Source organism: Acinetobacter qingfengensis (assembly GCF_008693185.1).
GTDB lineage: Bacteria > Pseudomonadota > Gammaproteobacteria > Pseudomonadales > Moraxellaceae > Acinetobacter > Acinetobacter qingfengensis.
Genome location: NZ_VXKN01000004.1, coordinates 77,563 through 94,993, shown reverse-complemented (window position 1 = coordinate 94,993; position 17,431 = coordinate 77,563). Strand labels below are relative to the sequence as shown.

Genomic DNA, 17,431 nt, shown 5'->3' with positions numbered 1-17,431 from the left:
TATGGCAAGGTGATGCAATTAAAACACGCATGCTCACAATATTAATCATTTAAATTAGAGGAAAATCCTGATGAAATTAAAAGAAATTCCTGATCATATTGATCCAACCATTAATCTTGAACACGCCCGTCAACAAAGTCTGGAACTTGTAAAAAAACGTGCTTACATTTCCGCAGGCGCAGCGATTGTACCTATTCCTTTTTTTGATTTATTTGTCGATTTAGGTGTACTCAGTACTCTACTTCCGGAAATCAATGCCAAATTTGGTCTATCTGAAAAACACATGCAAGTCTACAATCCAGCGACCAAAAAAGTGAACTGGACTGAATTGCGTAAACGTGGTTTTGAATTATCCAGCTTTGTCGCAGCAAGGACCATTGCCAAACAGTCTGTAAATGGAATTGTCAGCAAATTTTTAACCAAACAGGTGACGAAATTTATTCCTTTAGGCGGGTCAATTGTTGCAGGAACACTTGGTTATGTCCTGATGAAAAAGATTGCAGAAACACATGTTGAAGATTGCTACGAAACTGCGCAACGGTTAAGAGCCCAGCAAACACCTTAAAAGCTGTTCTTGTCATTGCAAATTATTCGATATCGGTAACAGTGTTTTTCAGCGTACATTAAGCAAATTATGGTATCGCAGTTTCTGTACCGATATGTACAGGAAAGTCTTCGGATGATAATGGTGTATAAACATCTTTACTCCATGCTCCATAACTGACATTAGGCAACATGATCCAGTCATATCCAAAGTGTCGATGATTTTGTTCAACACGTTGCTGACGTGTCAGCTTGTCTTGTTGATTGTTGAATTGATCTGAAAAATCATGCAACGTATCACCAAGCAACATAACGATCTGATAATTTTTCGCCACCTGTTGCCGACGCTGTTCCTTAGATGTTCCATACAACAAAAGATGTGCATCTTCAGCTTGTGGCAATCCCAAACGTTGTAAATGAGCGAGCGTCTGTGCACGATATTGCTGGGAGCGATCGGAAATATAAAAAATTTTGACATTCTGCTGTGCAGCAAAATTTAAAAAGTCCAAACTGCCTGGAATAAGTTTTGGACGACCATATTTTTCCCAATCACTCCAGCTTTTCCATTCGGTGTAATCACGGCAATTTTGCAGATCTTGTACTAAGAAATCACTATTATCTAAAACTGTTTCGTCTAAATCCGTGACAATGGCCAAATTCTTATGCTGAGGAGATTGCGCCAATATTTGTTGCAAGCGATCAGTTGCCAAATGATATGCTTGCCACTGTAATGCTTGAATTTCCGCAGATTGTTGCTGGTATTTCAAGCTCATGGCGTACTGTTTTGCAGCACAAACTGTAGATCCCTGTAATGAAATTTCTGCGAAACTCTGTGCACTATAGCCGGTCGCCAATGCGACCATCGCCGTAACACATGCTGTTCGATATTTTAAATTAAAAAATGATCGCATCATGTACTGTTCCTTATGGTTCATATTTTTTCTGAAGAGAACGCCTGATGTGGTGACAATTGCTTGTTCCACATCCGCCAGCCATTAAGTGCCAATAAAATAAAAATGAAATATAAAAAAGCAGTCAAATACAAATTTTTATTGATAAACATCATCACATAAATGGCATCCAATACACACCACAACATCCAGCTTTCAATATATTTTCTGGCTGCCCAAAGGCTGGCAACAATACTAAAAGCAGTCAATGCAGCATCCAGCCATGGCAATGCAGCATCGGTATAATTATGTGTGATAAAACCCAATAATCCACCTACGCCTGCACCAGCCAACACACTGATAGCCATGATTTTTTTGGGAACACGTGACACACTGGAAGATGTAGATAGTTTTTGACTGGACCAGCTATACCAGCCATAAATTTGCAAGACCACAAAAATACATTGCAACAAGGCATCCGAATATAATTTAACCTCATAAAAAATCACAATATACAGAGAAACTGCCATAATATTGACCAACCAACAAATACGATATTGTTTGGCAGTTAGCCATACACCCAGTACATTCAATATAAAGGCAGCAATCTCTAATTTTGACATCTATTTATCCTGCACTAGAAATTAAAGTTCACTGCAAATTTTGCACTACGTGGTGCGCCCAAAAATAGATAATCATCCCCCATAAAGCCCCCCACATCACGCCAGTAAGTTTTGTTAAATAGGTTTTCAACTTTCAGGCTTAATGTGGTGTCATGCCCATAAGGTTTGAATTGGTAGGCTGCTCCGATATCAAATGTGGTATATCCTGCAACCTTTGCTGTACCTTCCTTGTTAGCATTTTTACCACTACTGGCCTGCATACTGCCTAATAAACGCAACCCTTCAATTGCAGCAACATCATAGGATAAATGTGTGGCAAACCGTAGTTTTGGTACATTTTGCGTCTGATGATTCTTATAGGCTACCGTGTCAATATCTACCAGTCGCGAGCGAATATATGCCAGTGTGATATTTAATTTCAGTGCATCAGTCAGTTGTCCTTGTGTACCAAGTTCAATGCCCTGATTATGCTGTTTTCCTTCTGCTACAAATTGTAATGAACCATCCGTGTTGACCCGAGTATATTGATTATCCTGTTTTAGATCAAAAATTGCCGCCGTCAACAAGTAATTCCCCACCTGTTGTTTTAAACCCAGTTCATATTGTCTGGAATTGACAGGCGCTAGAACTTCGTCAGCATTTTCTGCATACCACGGTGCCTCACCACCATCAGATAAACCTTTGGCAAAAGATGCATAAACATTGGTATCCTGCCATGGTGAGTATATCAATGCCAGTTGGGGCAAAAATTTATGAATACTACTATGTCTGATCTGTTCACCATCAGAATTATACGCTTTTTCGTCGAGATCAATCCATTTTGCGCCCAGCAATGCTGACCATTGTGGATTAAAGGTCACACGATCAGAAAAAGCCAATGCTGTCTGTTTACTGTCGATTGGTTTATAGCGATTCCCCATGTCAGTTACCCCGGAAGGTGAATAATCAATGGTATTGTTATAAATATTTCCTGTACCAACATACTCATTAATCCCTTGATAACGCTTTCGCTGTTTATCGGTTTGGCTTAAAGCAAAATACAGTTGATGTTTAATGGTTCCTGTTTGTAGTAAACCATTTAAACTGGCCTGATATTGCGTTGTCTGGCGGGTATCATCAGGTATACGATAGTCATAAATATCATAATTACCATTAGCATCGAATGTATTACCCATACCCGCATATTGACATACGCCACCAATATAACAACCCCATGGAAAAGCAGTGTTGTCATCCATGACTACCCGACTGTGCGAGGCCGCCAGTTCAGCCGTCCAGTCATTATTCACGTTATAATGATATTTTAATTGTGTGGTCAATGCCTTAACACTCACCGGATCACTCCAGCTTTGATAACCAAGCAAACGTTCCCGATTCACATGCTCTGGCACCTGACCATCTAGCAATTGATATCCTGGCACAGAACGTTGTTTCTGATACTGGGACTCGATATCAAATTGCAAACCCGAACGCTCGTCAATATTCCAGTCCAATGCCAACGCACCAAAATAGCGTTTGCCATTCGCATGATCAACATAGCTATGAATGTCTTCGGCACCTGCATTTAAACGATAACCAAACTGCTGCCCTTGTCCCCAAAAACCACCAAGATCTACAGCAAATCCTGTACCGCCATAACTATCGGCACTGACATTTAATTGTTTAATTTCTTTCGGTCTTTTGGTGACATAATTCACCACTCCACCAGGTGTGGACATACCACTTTGCAATGCCGAAATACCTTTTAGTATTTCCACACGCTCCTTATTCTCCAGTGGAATATTTTGCTCCCCTCGTATTGCCAAGCCATTGATAAGATAACTGGAAGCCAGATCCAGTGCAAAACCTCTGGACACCACATTCGGATAATAGCCAATAGCAGCATAGCCATCACCTACTGAAGCATCATTTTTGATGACTTCGGTTAATACTTTTGCATGTTGATCAGCAATTAAATCTGATGTAATCGTAGAAATCGCTGCTGGAACCTTACGAAGGTCCTGTGTACCAAAGCCTGCTACAGCGACTTGCTTACTGCCATAATTGACTTGAGTATTCTCAGCATAGACAGTGATTGCATCCAGTTGTTTGACATCTTGTTCTTGCGCAGCCAAGGCGCCAGAATAAAGTGTCACAGCAGAAAATAGAATGGTGGATATCGCTTGATATAAAGGGTGCTGCTGCATAATTGTAATATTCATTGCGCTTAACCTACAAAAAGTGGACGTTGTGGCTGTTGTGCCCACTGTTGTAGTGAGCCGTCATAAATCGAAAAAGCGGTATCAGAAACCAGCCGAATGGCAACTGCCAATACACAAGCCGAAATTCCGCCTCCACAATACAGAATGGTATGCTGTTGCGGCAAATCATAATCTGCCAAAATTTTAAGTATGTCCTGCTCAGCAATATATTTATTATCTGTCCCGATAAAATTCCGCGCCGGGATATTGATGCTATCAGGAATTGAGCCACGACGTGCATAACGGCTAACAGCCGTCCCCAAGAATTGGGCCTGTCCCAGCGCACAAACCAGTGTGCTGTCATCAGACTGTAACGCCTGCTCAACATCATTAATATCGGCCCAATAGCCTGATTGAGATGTGAGAATAATGTCACCTATCGTTATAGATGGATTGTAAGCAGGCTCACCTTGTATTACAGGATAAGTCGCTCTCTTCCATGCACTTAAGCCACCATTTAGTATACGACTGTACACACCAAATGATGCCAATACCCACCATAAACGAGCAGCCCAAATACCATCACGGCAATCATAAATAACCACCTGACTATCTTGTCGAATGCCAAGGTGTCGTAAAAAATTTTGTGCAGTTGCCACATCAGGTGGAGCAAAACTATATGCTTTATTCGTATCGGCAAAGTCCTGATATTGATCAACGTGAATGGCCGTGGGAATATGTTCAGCCTTCCAGAGCATGTACCCACTTTCAACTCGATAATCTCCATCAAATTGTGGTGACGCCAATTGCACTGTAGCATCAATCACAACCACATTCGTCTGTTGCTGGATCAGTAAATCACTGAGTGCATCACATTCAATTAACATTTGTTGTCGCTTACTATACACTTACCAATTCCTCAATTAAGTCGTGCAATTGCGCCAAGAAGACTTGTCCCTGTTTTGTACGGAACCAGCGTAAATGCTCCAGTAAATAAGCATAGGCTGCATCAGCATGTGCAGCATTTTGAGTAATGTCCAAAAAATATTCCAACTCATACAAAGCGAAATCAATATGTACCAATGGCAACAATTTTGGCAAAATCAGCAACGATTCGACTTGATGTGGTTGACTGATATAGCCTTCTAACAAACCTCGTAAACTGGCAATATCTACATGAATATCATCAGATTGTGCTAAAGCCAGCCAATCCAGTACATTACGCTCAATTGCCGTGGCAATGTCGTATGCAGCAGTAGTAAGATCACTCAAACCAAAATCAATGACTGCTGCAATTTCAGCCTCAGCAGTCGTATCTTGCCAGATAAAATTGGAACTATGTAAATCATTATGCGTCCAGAGTTTAGGTAGTTGTACCAAGTCTGATTGCACACGTTGATGAAAATATTGCACATCCTGCCAAAACTGTGCAGGTAATGGATGAATTGCAAAAAAAGCAGATAACCCTGAGCGATTGGCAATACGTAAATTAATCGCTTTAACGACATCCGATTTTTCGATAATCCGTTGATTAGCAATCAGATATTGCGTATCACGTGGATGTTTGACAGCATAATTTTTAGCAGCATGATGTAATCTTGCCATATATCTACCAACAGTATATGCGTGCTGAGTATAAAAAAATGGCCGCCATGACTGTTGCTCAGCATATATATCCACACCCGGTACTTTTTGATGCACCTCATATACCCAATCATCCAACAGAATTGCCGTTCCTTGTTGTGAATGCGTATAAAGATGAGGTACGGCTATTCTCTGACTGGCCAAATGTGCAATAAAATGATGTTCCTGCTCAATATCCTGTACTGAACGAAAAGAGAGATGACTGCGTTTAATTAACACATCTTGCTGCACAAGATGCACAATACAGGCCGAAGAAAATGGTCGTGGACTATGCCAAACAATATTTAACTCACCAGATAGTACAGGATAATAGCGCTGTAAAACTGTCACATCGGACAAAGTTAATGGACACCAATCCTTCACTTCCAATGCCATTCCCATACCATGTCCGGTCACATCCTCAGACAGCGACATGCGTTTGCTCCACAAGATAATCATTACTGGTTGCACTTTGCCAAATTTCCACATCTTTTAAAATGCCATATTGGGCTAACCATGCACTATATTGCCGATGAAAATCATGATTCTGTATGCCCCAACCTTGTGCCGCATGCCATGTCGTTGCCACAGCATGTAAGGATTTACGGATTAATGTTTGTGGAAAATATGGAATCACTTGTTCATAAATTTCCACAGCCACATCCGGTTGCTGTGCCACTGCCTGATAACCTTGCCTAGCAACCTGCAAGAATTGTCTGATCTGCAAAGCAGAAAGATGCTGTTGTTCTTCATTAATTCCCAGCAAATAACTGTGATAAGTTGGTGCACCAATTTGACTGACCGGCCATACGATACGCTCTTCAGCAGCAATATGACTTTCCATCAATGCCTCCCAAACCCAATATCCACCAAAACTGGCATCAGCCAATCCGGCCTGTAACTCATCTGGCGTATATTCACGATAACCAGCATCCACCAGAATAACCTGATCAAAATCACCACCATCCCGTTCAACCAAATGACGAACCATCGCCAGACCACGTGCCGTCGGATTTAAAGCCAAACGTTTGTTTTCTAGTGCTTTGGGACGATCAATTCCCAAACTTTTTAAAGTCTGGATTGCTTCTAGACCAGTATGATTAATTGCTGCAATACCCAACAAAGGCTGCCCCAGTTCACGGCGCACCCAAAGACGATTGGTCGGAAAAATTGCAAAATCAACCCTTTGCTGATTCAAGTACTCCAGCGCATCGCCTTTTAATGGATCAACCACTACAAACTCAACGTCCAGGCCATATTGCGCAAACCAACCTTGTTGCCTAGCATAATAAAAACCAGCAGAGTTTGGCCACGGGTGAAAATATTCCAACGCAATTTTAATTACAGACATATTTGAACCTTCATCTCAATAGGAAAAAAGTATAAAAAATTAATGGTACATACCACCAATAAAAACAGATTTATATATCAGTTTCAGAGATAACAAAATACACTCACAATTTTTCGCCAGACATGAAATGCTGAAATCAGATAGAATACATATCGACTGAATCATTAATGGAATTAAGCATTCATGCGCTATTTAGATGTACAGAAACAACTGGAATCAGAAATTAGTGATTATAGTGACCATCAATTGTTGGCTTCAGAACGCATGCTGGCCCTAAAATTTCATTGTTCAAGAGAAACTCTACGCAAAGCATTGGAAAACTTACGTAATGAAGGGAAAATTTTTAAAAATAAGAATATTGGTTGGCTAGTTAACCGAAAAAAAATCAATTACAACCTGCAAACCACACAAAGTTTTAATGCCTATGTCACTGAACAAGGATTTATACCCTCTACGCAAATTATTTCTAGCCAGATCACTTATGTCGATACAGCAATTGCACAACAATTTAATTCCTCAACAAATGATTTACGCTTTATCGAAATTATTCGCTTACGCTTTATCAATGATATTCCGGTCGTGCTTGAATATAATTACTTGCCCTACCCTAACTTTGCAGAAGTATTGAATTTTGATTTAAACCAATCACTGGTCGAAATTATCGAAACACATTTTGCACTAAAATACGATACCAGCCAGTTATGGATCAAAAATTCCAATATTTCCGAACTGGCGAAAGATCTGTTACGTATCCCACCACATCAATCTGCCATTAAAATTGAGCGTATTAATAAAAGTAAAGATCAAGTGATTGAATTTGATATTGAAATTTGGCGAGATGATAAAGTGGAATTACAACTTGATATTAACTCTAGTTAAATAGCACAAGAATTGATATAATTCTTATTATATAGAAATAATATATGTGAAAAATAATGCAAAACAAATAAAATACGTGATGTATAACTCAATATAGAATTTAAGATTTACGTTTTGCAATAAAAATTTACTAATTTCATGAAAATAAATACTAAAACTTATATTAAATCCTTAATTTTTTCTTTAAATTATAAGAAATTTTTTATTTTCTCTCATCTCTCAGGTTGTATATGCATAATTATGAAAACGAATTACCAGAAAAAATTGCATTTGTAATTTTTTGGATACTTTTTATTTGTGCAATTATCGCAATTGTTTTATTTTTTATTGATTTAGAATTTTTTTGGCTCATTATTGCTGCATTATTTGGTATTTGTGGATTACTCATCAAAAGTCATTTTAGATTATCTCTTTTTAATAAAAAAGATAATCCATAATTTTATATCAATGAATGTAAAACTTTCTTATCTCTTATTCCATATTAGAATAAAAGATAAGAATATAAAAAATTTACCGATATGATGAAATCAATCACAATACGTTAGCAATCTTTAGAAAATGTGGACGTTGGCGAATGCGTTCTATCCACGCCTGTAAATATGTGTGCTGATGATGGCGCTCAATATCCAGATTAAACCAATGGTTAAGTGCAAGAGCCAATGGGATGTCTCCTATGCTAAAATCCTGACCTGAAAGATATGGTTGCTTAGACAATTCAAGCTCGGCAACATCAAGAATTTTTTCCAGTTTTTCCGCTGCATTTTTAACAGCATCTAAATCCCGTTTATCTTCTGGCTGTCGTATAAGGTTAAAAAACACCACACCAAAAGATGGTAGAACAGTTGTCGTGTACCAATCAATCCATTTTTCCGCAGCAAAACGAGCTTTAGGATCAGTAATCCATAATGTGTCTTTGCCATAGACTTCCGCCAAATAACGCAAAATGGTATTAGATTCCCAAATCACCGTATCACCATCTTGTAATACTGGAACCAATCGATTGGGATTCACTTGATAAAACTCTTCCGTATCAAGTAGTCCATAATGTTGTCCTGCCGGAATATGTTTAAACTCAAGTTCTAGCTCAGCAGCAAGCCATAATACTTTATGTACATTTAAAGAATTGGGTCTGCCCCAGATGGTAATACTCATATAATTTTCCAAAAAGATTTATTTCAATTAAATGTTTGACAATATTTTATATGCCCTTGATCTAATCAAAAGACTAGATAGCATGAATATATTGTAAGAAATCTATGATTTAAATATTCTTCAATAAAATTCAAAACACAGACATTTAAATATGATTAAAAACGATAACTGATCCGCCCATAATAATATCCACCATATAAACCGAATGGCGAAAGCTGAGCATATTTATTCTCTCCTAAACTATCGACAATGTTAGATTTATCCGGATAAGTATTTAGTAGATTGTCTGCACCCACAGTAAAAGCCAGATTATCTGTTAAGTTATATGTAGCATCTAAATCAACAATCCATTTTGCATCAAAGGTTTGATCCAGTGATTCAGTTTCACCTCTGGCAATATAACTGCCATAACGTGATAATCGAGTATTCAGATCAAATTTTTTATATTGCCAATTTGCACCCAAGGTAAATTTAGTTTTTGGATCAGCATCTGTAATCATACCTCTAGTACGACGGGTAATCCGTTCAACACTAATTCCATCCAGTTGACTTGGATTATCAGCGATACCGGTAATTTTGGTTTTATTGTAGTTAAATCCTAGGCTCCAACGTACACGACCATATTTTTCAAACTCTTGGGTATAATCTGCAATTAAATCAATACCATCGGTTTGTGTATCAAATAAATTAGCATAATACGTTACGTAGTTTACATTAGAGAAACCATTTGCAGCTAAAATGGCATTAATCCCTGTACCCGTTAAACCGTCTGTTGATGTAATACGATCTTTTAAATCAATACGATAGGCATCCAATGCAATATTTAAATTTTTAATTGGGCTATAGGTCAAACCAAGAGAATAGTTAGTTGATTTCGTTGGTTTTAAAGCTTCTGCACCCAATGCCTGCCCCAATGCTGAATCCGTTCTGACACTTTTACTATATACATCTGAACGCACACCATTAGTGACGGTACTGACGATTCCGGTAGATGCAAAGCCTTGTTGATAAAGTGATGGTGCGATAAATCCGGTACTCACTGTACCTCGTAAGGCCAACTGAGGTGTAAATTCGTAACGACTGGTTAATTTTCCATTCCATGTATTACCAGAACTATCATCATAATGCTCAAAACGTCCGGCAATGCCCACAAACCAGTTTTGAGTCAGATCCAGCCCTAAATCAAGATAAGCTGCTGTATTACTTCGGCTAATATCAGCTTCATCTTCTGGCAATAGAACTCTTGCACCAAATGTACCCACTGTGGCAGAAGATCCCGCCTGATCTCCTGTACTATAGATATATCCACCATTGGTATAAGCCAATGCATCTGTAGCTTTTGAAGACCAGCCTTCCTTACGGTAATCCACTCCCCATGCAACGTTTAAGGGATTTACTCCAAAGCCAATATCAAAGGCCTTTTTAAAATCTATATTATTAACCCACTGATAAGCTTCATAACGTTGCAAACCAAAAGTCGTTGGGCTTGCTGTTCCGAGTGAAGGATTAAGATTATCTTTGGTCGAATGATCTTGTTTATCTTTACCATACGAACTGCTGACATCCCACGACCAGCCATAAAAATCATCTCCTTTGATTCCCCAGACACTTTGTAAATCAAATTCATCCAGCAAGACTTCTGGTGTCGTTCCATCTGGATAAATTTCAGTTACACTGGATGTCGAATTTGGTCGGCGATAGGATGCACCAGTTGCAGCATCACGCCATCCGGCAGTCGTAAATGAATAAGCCGTAATCTGCTCACTCAATGGCAATTCTGCGTTATATGAAAGTGTTAATTGCTCTACCGAAGGTAAACCCAGCTTATTGACATGGCGATTAACAGTGGCTTCACGAGGATCATCGGCACCATTAACCTGCGAATAAATATTTCCACTCACTGTACCGGCACGTGTGGTTGCATCCTGATTTTTATAATCATAGGCAAAATGAATAAAACCATCCTGCCCCAAAGCAACACCAAAATTACCGTAGGCCTGATAGGTTTCACCATTACGTTTTTCCGCATCGGAATAATGTGCCCGCCCACCGTAAGTTGCGTTTAAACTACCGCCATGATCGGCTGATTTCAATACGATATTAATTACACCAGCAATTGCATCTGAACCATATTGTGCCGCAGCACCATCACGTAATACTTCAACCCGCGAAACAGCACTGACAGGAATTAAATCCAGATCTGCAGCCTGATAACCTTCACCGTATCCATATTTATTAATGGCAAGTGCGCCAACGTGTCGACGTTTACCATTAACCAAAACCAGCGTATATCCGCCTCCCAATCCTCGCAGACCTGCCGATCGTGCGACTGCACCATAACCATCTGGCTGGCTAGGTACAGTCGCAACACTAAAGGACGGTATAATTTTTGCCAGTGTTTCCCGTAAGGTGGTTGTCCCTTGTTTAGTTAATTGTTCAGCACTGATTACATCTACAGGAGATGGGCTTTCGGTTACTGTGCGAATACCGGCACGATTTCCCACCACCACCACACTCTCAAGTTGTTGAACATCCTTTTCCTCAACAGAAATCTGAGTATCACCGGGATTTTCAACGGCATATAATGACCCTGTCACACCACAAGTTAATGCAAAAAAAATCGACTGATATAATCTCGATATTTTAAACTCTAATTGTTGCGATTTGGGTTGTATAATTTTGGTTTGCAACATTCTGCTTACCCTCTCATGTGGTTAGTAATAAATTTTCTCAATACACATAAAGCTGTATGGTATTAAATTTTCTCTTAAACATTTTGCCATTGAAGGTTTTTAAAAAATGATCACCTACTCATCTAAATCAAAACCATTGATTTAAATGTCTATCAGATTCACTTTATTTAAATATAAAATTTAAAAAGTCTTTTATTTAAATATAAAGTTTAAATAAAAACCAATAAATTTTTAATTTACTTGTTATTTAAATCAATCATTTTCATATTTCCTTTTCATTAGCATAAAATTGTTAGATCTGATCACTACAAGATACAAGGCTTGTCTTTAACATAAAGCTCTAATCAAGAATCTATCAACACATCAATACAAGCGATTGTTTTAATAAGAATATTTCATAAACATGCATCATTTTTCCTAAGCAATTATCCATCAATTTTGTACATTCAATGACAATTTTGTCATGCATTTACTTCTGTGATTTGAGAATATATAGACTGATTTCAAATTTACTAAATATTATTAAATCATTTTTATATCATTTTTTATTGAAACAAATCTTACTTCCCAGTATTAAGTAGTATTTATACACATTATCATCATTTTTAATATCATAATTAATATTAATGATAATGCTAAAAATACCAGCATATCTTTGGTTTTTCACTTTTTAATATAACCATCAATATATTTTTTATTTAATTTTTTATATACAACCCGCTTTAATACTCTTCATCTTTCACGTTTCTGGAATATGGAAAAAATGGGGTTAGGTTACAAATTAAGTATTCTTGATAAATGCCCAAGAGCAGAAGGCATTAGCGCAGAGCAGGCATTTCATAATGCTCGAGAAATCGTTCAAACTGCCGAAAATCTAGGTTTTCATCGCTACTGGATTGCTGAGCATCATGCATCAGCAGCGTTAGCAAGCCCATCTCCTGAAATTTTAATTGCATGGCTACTGGCGCAAACCAAACGTATCCGAATTGGATCAGGTGGTGTAATGCTACAACATTACAGTCCTTACAAAGTTGCGGAAAATTTTAATGTCCTTGCCAGTCTGGCAAATGATCGTATTGATCTGGGTATCGGAAAAGCACCGGGTGGTTTTCCTGTTTCGACCAAAGCATTACAAATTGGTCTTGATCAAGCACAAAAAGGTGATTTTAAAACTCAATTGGCTGCACTGGATCATTATTTAAATACTCAAACTCATCCTGAAGATAGCACTCAACTTATAGCTACACCTGTTCCACATTATGGTGCAGAACGTTTTTTACTTGGAGCAAGTATTGAAAGTGCTCAACTCGCTGCCGAGTTAGGCTGGAATTTTGTCTTTGCCGCACATTTAAATGGTGATACTGATTTATTAAAACAGGCATTGCATACTTTTTTTGAAGCAAGTGGTGGCAAAAAAGCCTTGGTTGCCGTGCAAATCATTGTGGCAGATAGCCAGGAACAAGCTGAAACACTTACACAAGGGTTATCTGTCTGGACACTGGAACTTGAAAATGGCCAACGTGTCAAAATTCTAAACGAGCAAAGTGGCTATGAATTCTCCCGACAAGCCGGATCAGCGATTAAGAGTTTAAAACAGGAACAACTCAATGTTTTAAAAGGCACGGTTGGCGATGTACATCAGCAATTACAGGCATTACATCAGCAATATGGCATTGACGAATTTATCGTAGAATCTCCTGTGCTTGATCATGAAACACGACTGAAAGCATTGACTTTATTGGCAAAGCATAAAGTACTTGCTGCTTAGGCTGGAGAATTTCATGGGAGCTACAGGGTTACTCGAAGCACAATTACGCAACTGGCGTCGTGAATTACATCGCTATCCGGAATTATCAGGGCAAGAGGTGCAAACCACATCCAGATTAAAGACCTGGCTGGCTGAATATAATATCGAATCATCATCGTGGGGCTTAACAACCGGTTTGGTTGCAGATATCGGGGCAGGACAGCCAATTATTGCATTACGTGCTGATATAGATGCACTGCCGATTCATGAACAAATTGATCAGGCATTTACTTCTAGCCAAAATGGTGTAATGCATGCCTGCGGTCATGATCTACATACTTCCACAATTCTAGGCGCTGCAATTTTACTTAAATCTCGTGAATCAGAACTCAAAGGTACTGTACGTATTATTTTCCAGCCAGCCGAAGAAACTTATCGGGGGGCTTACGAGGTTCTAAATGCTGGGATACTGGACGATGTTTCTGCTATTTTTGGCTTCCATAATGTTCCGGAATTACCTTTGGGAACATTTGCAACCCGTGCAGGTGCTTTTTATGCCAATGTTGATCGCTTCAAAATCACCATCAATGGCAAAGGTGGACATGCTGGTCGACCACATGAAACACGAGATCCCGTAATTGTTGCGTCACAATTAATTCAAGCCGTACAAACCATTAGCAGCCGAAGCATTAACAATCTTGAAACCTGCGTGGTGAGTATTACTCAAATTCATGGTGGTACAACATGGAATGTTATTCCTGAAACCGTAGAACTTGAAGGTACTGTCCGAACCCATGCTCCAGAAATTCGCATAGCAGTAGAACAACAACTACGTCAAATTGTACAAGGTATTGCACTATCTCATTCTGTTGAAATTTTAGTGGATTGGGAAAATGGACCAGCCGCATTAATCAACACACCTCAATGGGCGACATTCAGCAAAAAAGTTGCTGCAGATCAAGGCTATCGCATTGAAGACGTTCCACTCTATCTGATTGGTGAGGATTTTGGTGCTTATCTGGAAAAAATTCCTGGTGCATTTGTCAGTATTGGTAGCGGTAGTCCCTTTGGGTTACACCATCCAAAATATCAACCTAACGAATCTTTAATCTTTCCGGCTGCCCAGTATTTTGCCACTTTGGCAATACAGGCACTGGAGTCTATTGCATAAAATACAGAGGTCAACAATGAGTAATAATAAACAAATTCGACTCGGCACAATCTTACACGGTGCTAACGGCAATATGTCAGCATGGCGTCATCCCGAAGCTGTGGTCGATGCCAGCATTAATTTTGAATTTGCCAAGGATGTCGCTATCAAGGCAGAACAGGCAAAATTTGACTTTGTGTTTGTTGCCGATGGTCTATATATCAACGAAAAGTCTATTCCGCATTTTCTCAATCGGTTTGAACCACTTACTTTGCTTTCGGCATTGGCTAGTGTCACCAATAATATTGGATTGGTGGGAACCGTTTCGACCTCTTATAGCGAACCTTTTACCATTGCTCGGCAATTTGCCAGCCTAGATCACTTAAGTGGAGGTCGTGCTGGTTGGAATGTGGTCACAACCCCCCTTGAAGGCACTGCAAAGAATCACACTCGTAAACAACATCCGGAACATAGTCTGCGCTATGAAATCGCCGATGAATATTTGGACGTCGCCAAAGGACTGTGGGATTCATGGGAAAAAGATGCCTTTGTGCGCAATAAGCAAACCGGACAATTTTTTGATCGTAATAAGCTTCATACTTTGAATCATAAAGGCAAACACTTTGAAGTTGCAGGCCCATTAAATGTTGGTCGTACACCACAAGAGCGTCCGATCCTGTTTCAGGCAGGTGCATCTGGTGCAGGTCGAGCATTGGCAGCCAAACATGCCGATGCGATTTTCACGCATCAAAACACCCTTGAAGAAGCACAATCCTTTTATCAGGATGTAAAACAACAAGTCATTAAAAATGGCCGGCATACAAATGATTTACTGATTTTTCAGGGAATTGGTGTATTAATTGGTGAATCTGCGGAAGATGTAGAACGCCAATATCAAGAAACTGCCGCATTGGTTACCATTGAAGATGCTTTAAATTATCTGGGACGTTTCTTCGAACACCATGATTTTTCTCAATATGATCTGGATGCACCTTTTCCGGAATTAGGTACTTTGGGCGAAAATAGCTTCAAAAGCGGTACGGATGAAATTAAACGCAAAGCCAAAGAACAACATTTAACTTTACGTCAGGTTGCTCTTGAATCTGCAACACCACGTCCACCCTTTGCAGGTACGGTTGAACAAGTCGCAGATAAACTGGAACTATGGATAAAAGAAGAAGCCGCAGACGGTTTTATTATCGCCGGTGCCACACCTACGACACTGGATACCTTTATTGAAAAAGTTGTTCCGTTATTACAACAGCGAGGACTTTATCGAACTGAATATCCGGGTACAACCTTACGTTCTAGTTTTGGATTAAAACATCCGACAAATCAATTTGAACAGTCTAAAAAGGATACCGTTCATGCAGTTGGATAAAAAACTCTTAACAATCAGCCTGATCATTGCTCTTGGCATCAGTCTGGGCGGATGTGGTAAAGAAAATACTTCAGCACAGGCAGCCAGCGGTACAACTGCTGCTGCCAGTGATGCAGCAAAAAGTGATTTTTATAGTAAAGAGCTGGCCAAACTACAAGCCAATCTTACGCCCATTAATGCTCCACAAAACCCTGAAGCAATTCGTAAAATTCCGAAAGATTTTAAATTTGTCAATCCGGGCTATTTTACTGTAGCAGCCATCGCTGGTGCGCCGCCATTAAGCGTTCTTGGGCCAGATAATAAAACCTATGTGGGTACAGAGATCGATATTGCCCGTCTGATTGCCGATAGTCTGGGCTTAAAACTCAAAATCGTTCAAACATCATGGGAGGACTGGCCTTTGGGTGTTAGTAGCGGTAAATACGATGCAGCCATTACCAATGTCACGGTGACCAAAGATCGTAAGAAAAAATTTGACTTCGCCACCTATCGCCGTGATGTATTGGCATTTTATGTTGCAAGCAATAGCAAAATTAAGGAAATCAAAGGTCCTGATGATATCTCTGGACTTAAAATCATTGTTGGCTCCGGCACCAATCAGGAAAAAGTACTACTGGACTGGATTGAAGACAATAAAAGAAAAGGTCTGACGCCGGGACAAGCACTTTATTATGACGATAGTGCCTCTGCAAGTCTGGCACTGCAATCTGGACGTGTAGATGCCCTGTTTGGCCCCAACGTCGCTTATGCATGGCAAGCTGCTAACGGTGTAAAAATTCGATTGGCAGGTACCGCCTTGGGAGGTGGAAACCGTCCGGCTGAACTCGGTGTAACCATTAAAAAAGGAAATGGGCTGGTTGACGCTGTACAGGTTGCATTAAATGGTGTCATTAAAAACGGTGAATACCAAAAAGTTTTACAGCGTTGGGGAACGCAGGCCGAAGCCGTGACGGAGTCGCAGATCAATCCTCCGGGTCTTGGTGATTAACATCAAAAAAATTCAGATAGGCTATGTCAACAGTCTGACATTGATCGCATCAGATGCCATCACTCTAAATACAGAGCAAGCAACCTGTCTGGTTAATGAAGTTACACGTGCGATTGATGACGTCATTATTTTAAAAAATTCCCACCAGACATTGCACTACTGTCATTTACACAAACAGGCAATGCCAAAACCAAGCTTCAATCCATCGGTTCAGGGAAATAAGAGGTAATT

16 protein-coding genes are annotated in these 17,431 nt (G+C 39.5%); 8 read left to right on the top strand and 8 right to left on the bottom strand.

The genetic code is table 11. The annotated features are described in order from the left end of the window. Positions 1 to 70 precede the first annotated feature (70 nt). Positions 71 to 565 (top strand): hypothetical protein, encoded by a 495-nt coding sequence (locus F4V57_RS06765; protein WP_070070549.1) that lies wholly within the window; start codon positions 71 to 73, stop codon positions 563 to 565. A gap of 67 nt (positions 566 to 632) precedes the next feature. Here the strand turns inward: F4V57_RS06765 and F4V57_RS06760 are convergent, their stop codons facing one another. From F4V57_RS06760 to F4V57_RS06735, 6 genes are read right to left on the bottom strand one after another with little or no spacing between them, the layout of a single operon-like run. Continuing rightward, a complete protein-coding gene (locus F4V57_RS06760; RefSeq protein ID WP_070070550.1) occupies positions 633 to 1,457 on the bottom strand; it encodes a 5'-nucleotidase, lipoprotein e(P4) family in 825 nt (274 codons plus the stop codon). A 17-nt stretch (positions 1,458 to 1,474) separates the two neighbouring features. Continuing rightward, entirely contained in the window at positions 1,475 to 2,056 is a 582-nt protein-coding gene (gene pnuC / locus F4V57_RS06755) for a nicotinamide riboside transporter PnuC (protein ID WP_070070551.1), read from the bottom strand. A 14-nt stretch (positions 2,057 to 2,070) separates the two neighbouring features. Beyond that, complete coding sequence (locus F4V57_RS06750; protein WP_227515706.1) at positions 2,071 to 4,257, bottom strand: TonB-dependent siderophore receptor; 2,187 nt, start codon at positions 4,255 to 4,257, stop codon at positions 2,071 to 2,073. A gap of 5 nt (positions 4,258 to 4,262) precedes the next feature. Beyond that, complete coding sequence (locus F4V57_RS06745; RefSeq protein ID WP_081409253.1) at positions 4,263 to 5,144, bottom strand: sulfurtransferase; 882 nt, start codon at positions 5,142 to 5,144, stop codon at positions 4,263 to 4,265. Continuing rightward, positions 5,137 to 6,294, bottom strand: coding sequence for a phosphotransferase enzyme family protein (locus tag F4V57_RS06740; protein ID WP_070070552.1), 1,158 nt, complete (start codon positions 6,292 to 6,294; stop codon positions 5,137 to 5,139). Before F4V57_RS06740 ends, F4V57_RS06745 begins: the two co-directional genes overlap by 8 nt. Continuing rightward, positions 6,281 to 7,210, bottom strand: coding sequence for an ABC transporter substrate-binding protein (locus F4V57_RS06735; RefSeq protein ID WP_070070553.1), 930 nt, complete (start codon positions 7,208 to 7,210; stop codon positions 6,281 to 6,283). The genes F4V57_RS06740 and F4V57_RS06735 overlap by 14 nt, the downstream gene beginning before the upstream one ends. Before the next feature lie 183 nt (positions 7,211 to 7,393). On the opposite strand from F4V57_RS06735, the gene F4V57_RS06730 reads away from it, so the two are divergent. Beyond that, positions 7,394 to 8,089 (top strand): GntR family transcriptional regulator, encoded by a 696-nt coding sequence (locus F4V57_RS06730; RefSeq protein WP_070070554.1) that lies wholly within the window; start codon positions 7,394 to 7,396, stop codon positions 8,087 to 8,089. 230 nt (positions 8,090 to 8,319) lie between these two features. Beyond that, positions 8,320 to 8,526, top strand: a complete 207-nt coding sequence (locus F4V57_RS06725; protein ID WP_070070307.1) for a hypothetical protein — start codon at positions 8,320 to 8,322, stop codon at positions 8,524 to 8,526. 94 nt (positions 8,527 to 8,620) lie between these two features. On the opposite strand, the gene F4V57_RS06720 is transcribed toward F4V57_RS06725, so the two are convergent. After that, entirely contained in the window at positions 8,621 to 9,241 is a 621-nt protein-coding gene (locus tag F4V57_RS06720) for a glutathione S-transferase family protein (RefSeq protein ID WP_070070308.1), read from the bottom strand. 155 nt (positions 9,242 to 9,396) lie between these two features. Next, positions 9,397 to 11,934, bottom strand: coding sequence for a TonB-dependent receptor plug domain-containing protein (locus F4V57_RS06715; protein ID WP_070070309.1), 2,538 nt, complete (start codon positions 11,932 to 11,934; stop codon positions 9,397 to 9,399). 763 nt (positions 11,935 to 12,697) lie between these two features. Between F4V57_RS06715 and F4V57_RS06710 the strand changes: the two genes are divergently transcribed. The 5 genes from F4V57_RS06710 to F4V57_RS06690 are packed head-to-tail and all read left to right on the top strand — an operon-like array spanning position 12,698 to position 17,429. Further along, the gene (locus F4V57_RS06710; RefSeq protein WP_070070319.1) at positions 12,698 to 13,702 is read left to right on the top strand and encodes an MsnO8 family LLM class oxidoreductase; all 1,005 of its coding nucleotides are present in this window, start codon (positions 12,698 to 12,700) and stop codon (positions 13,700 to 13,702) included. Positions 13,703 to 13,715: 13 nt separating this feature from the next. Next, on the top strand, positions 13,716 to 14,852 hold the full coding sequence (locus F4V57_RS06705; RefSeq protein WP_070070310.1) for an amidohydrolase: 1,137 nt from the start codon (positions 13,716 to 13,718) through the stop codon (positions 14,850 to 14,852). Positions 14,853 to 14,868: 16 nt separating this feature from the next. Continuing rightward, the gene (locus tag F4V57_RS06700; protein WP_070070311.1) at positions 14,869 to 16,212 is read left to right on the top strand and encodes an LLM class flavin-dependent oxidoreductase; all 1,344 of its coding nucleotides are present in this window, start codon (positions 14,869 to 14,871) and stop codon (positions 16,210 to 16,212) included. Next, complete coding sequence (locus F4V57_RS06695) at positions 16,199 to 17,200, top strand: ABC transporter substrate-binding protein (protein ID WP_081409237.1); 1,002 nt, start codon at positions 16,199 to 16,201, stop codon at positions 17,198 to 17,200. The genes F4V57_RS06700 and F4V57_RS06695 overlap by 14 nt, the downstream gene beginning before the upstream one ends. Continuing rightward, positions 17,193 to 17,429 (top strand): hypothetical protein, encoded by a 237-nt coding sequence (locus F4V57_RS06690; protein WP_070070312.1) that lies wholly within the window; start codon positions 17,193 to 17,195, stop codon positions 17,427 to 17,429. The genes F4V57_RS06695 and F4V57_RS06690 overlap by 8 nt, the downstream gene beginning before the upstream one ends. The last annotated feature ends 2 nt before the right edge of the window (positions 17,430 to 17,431 follow it).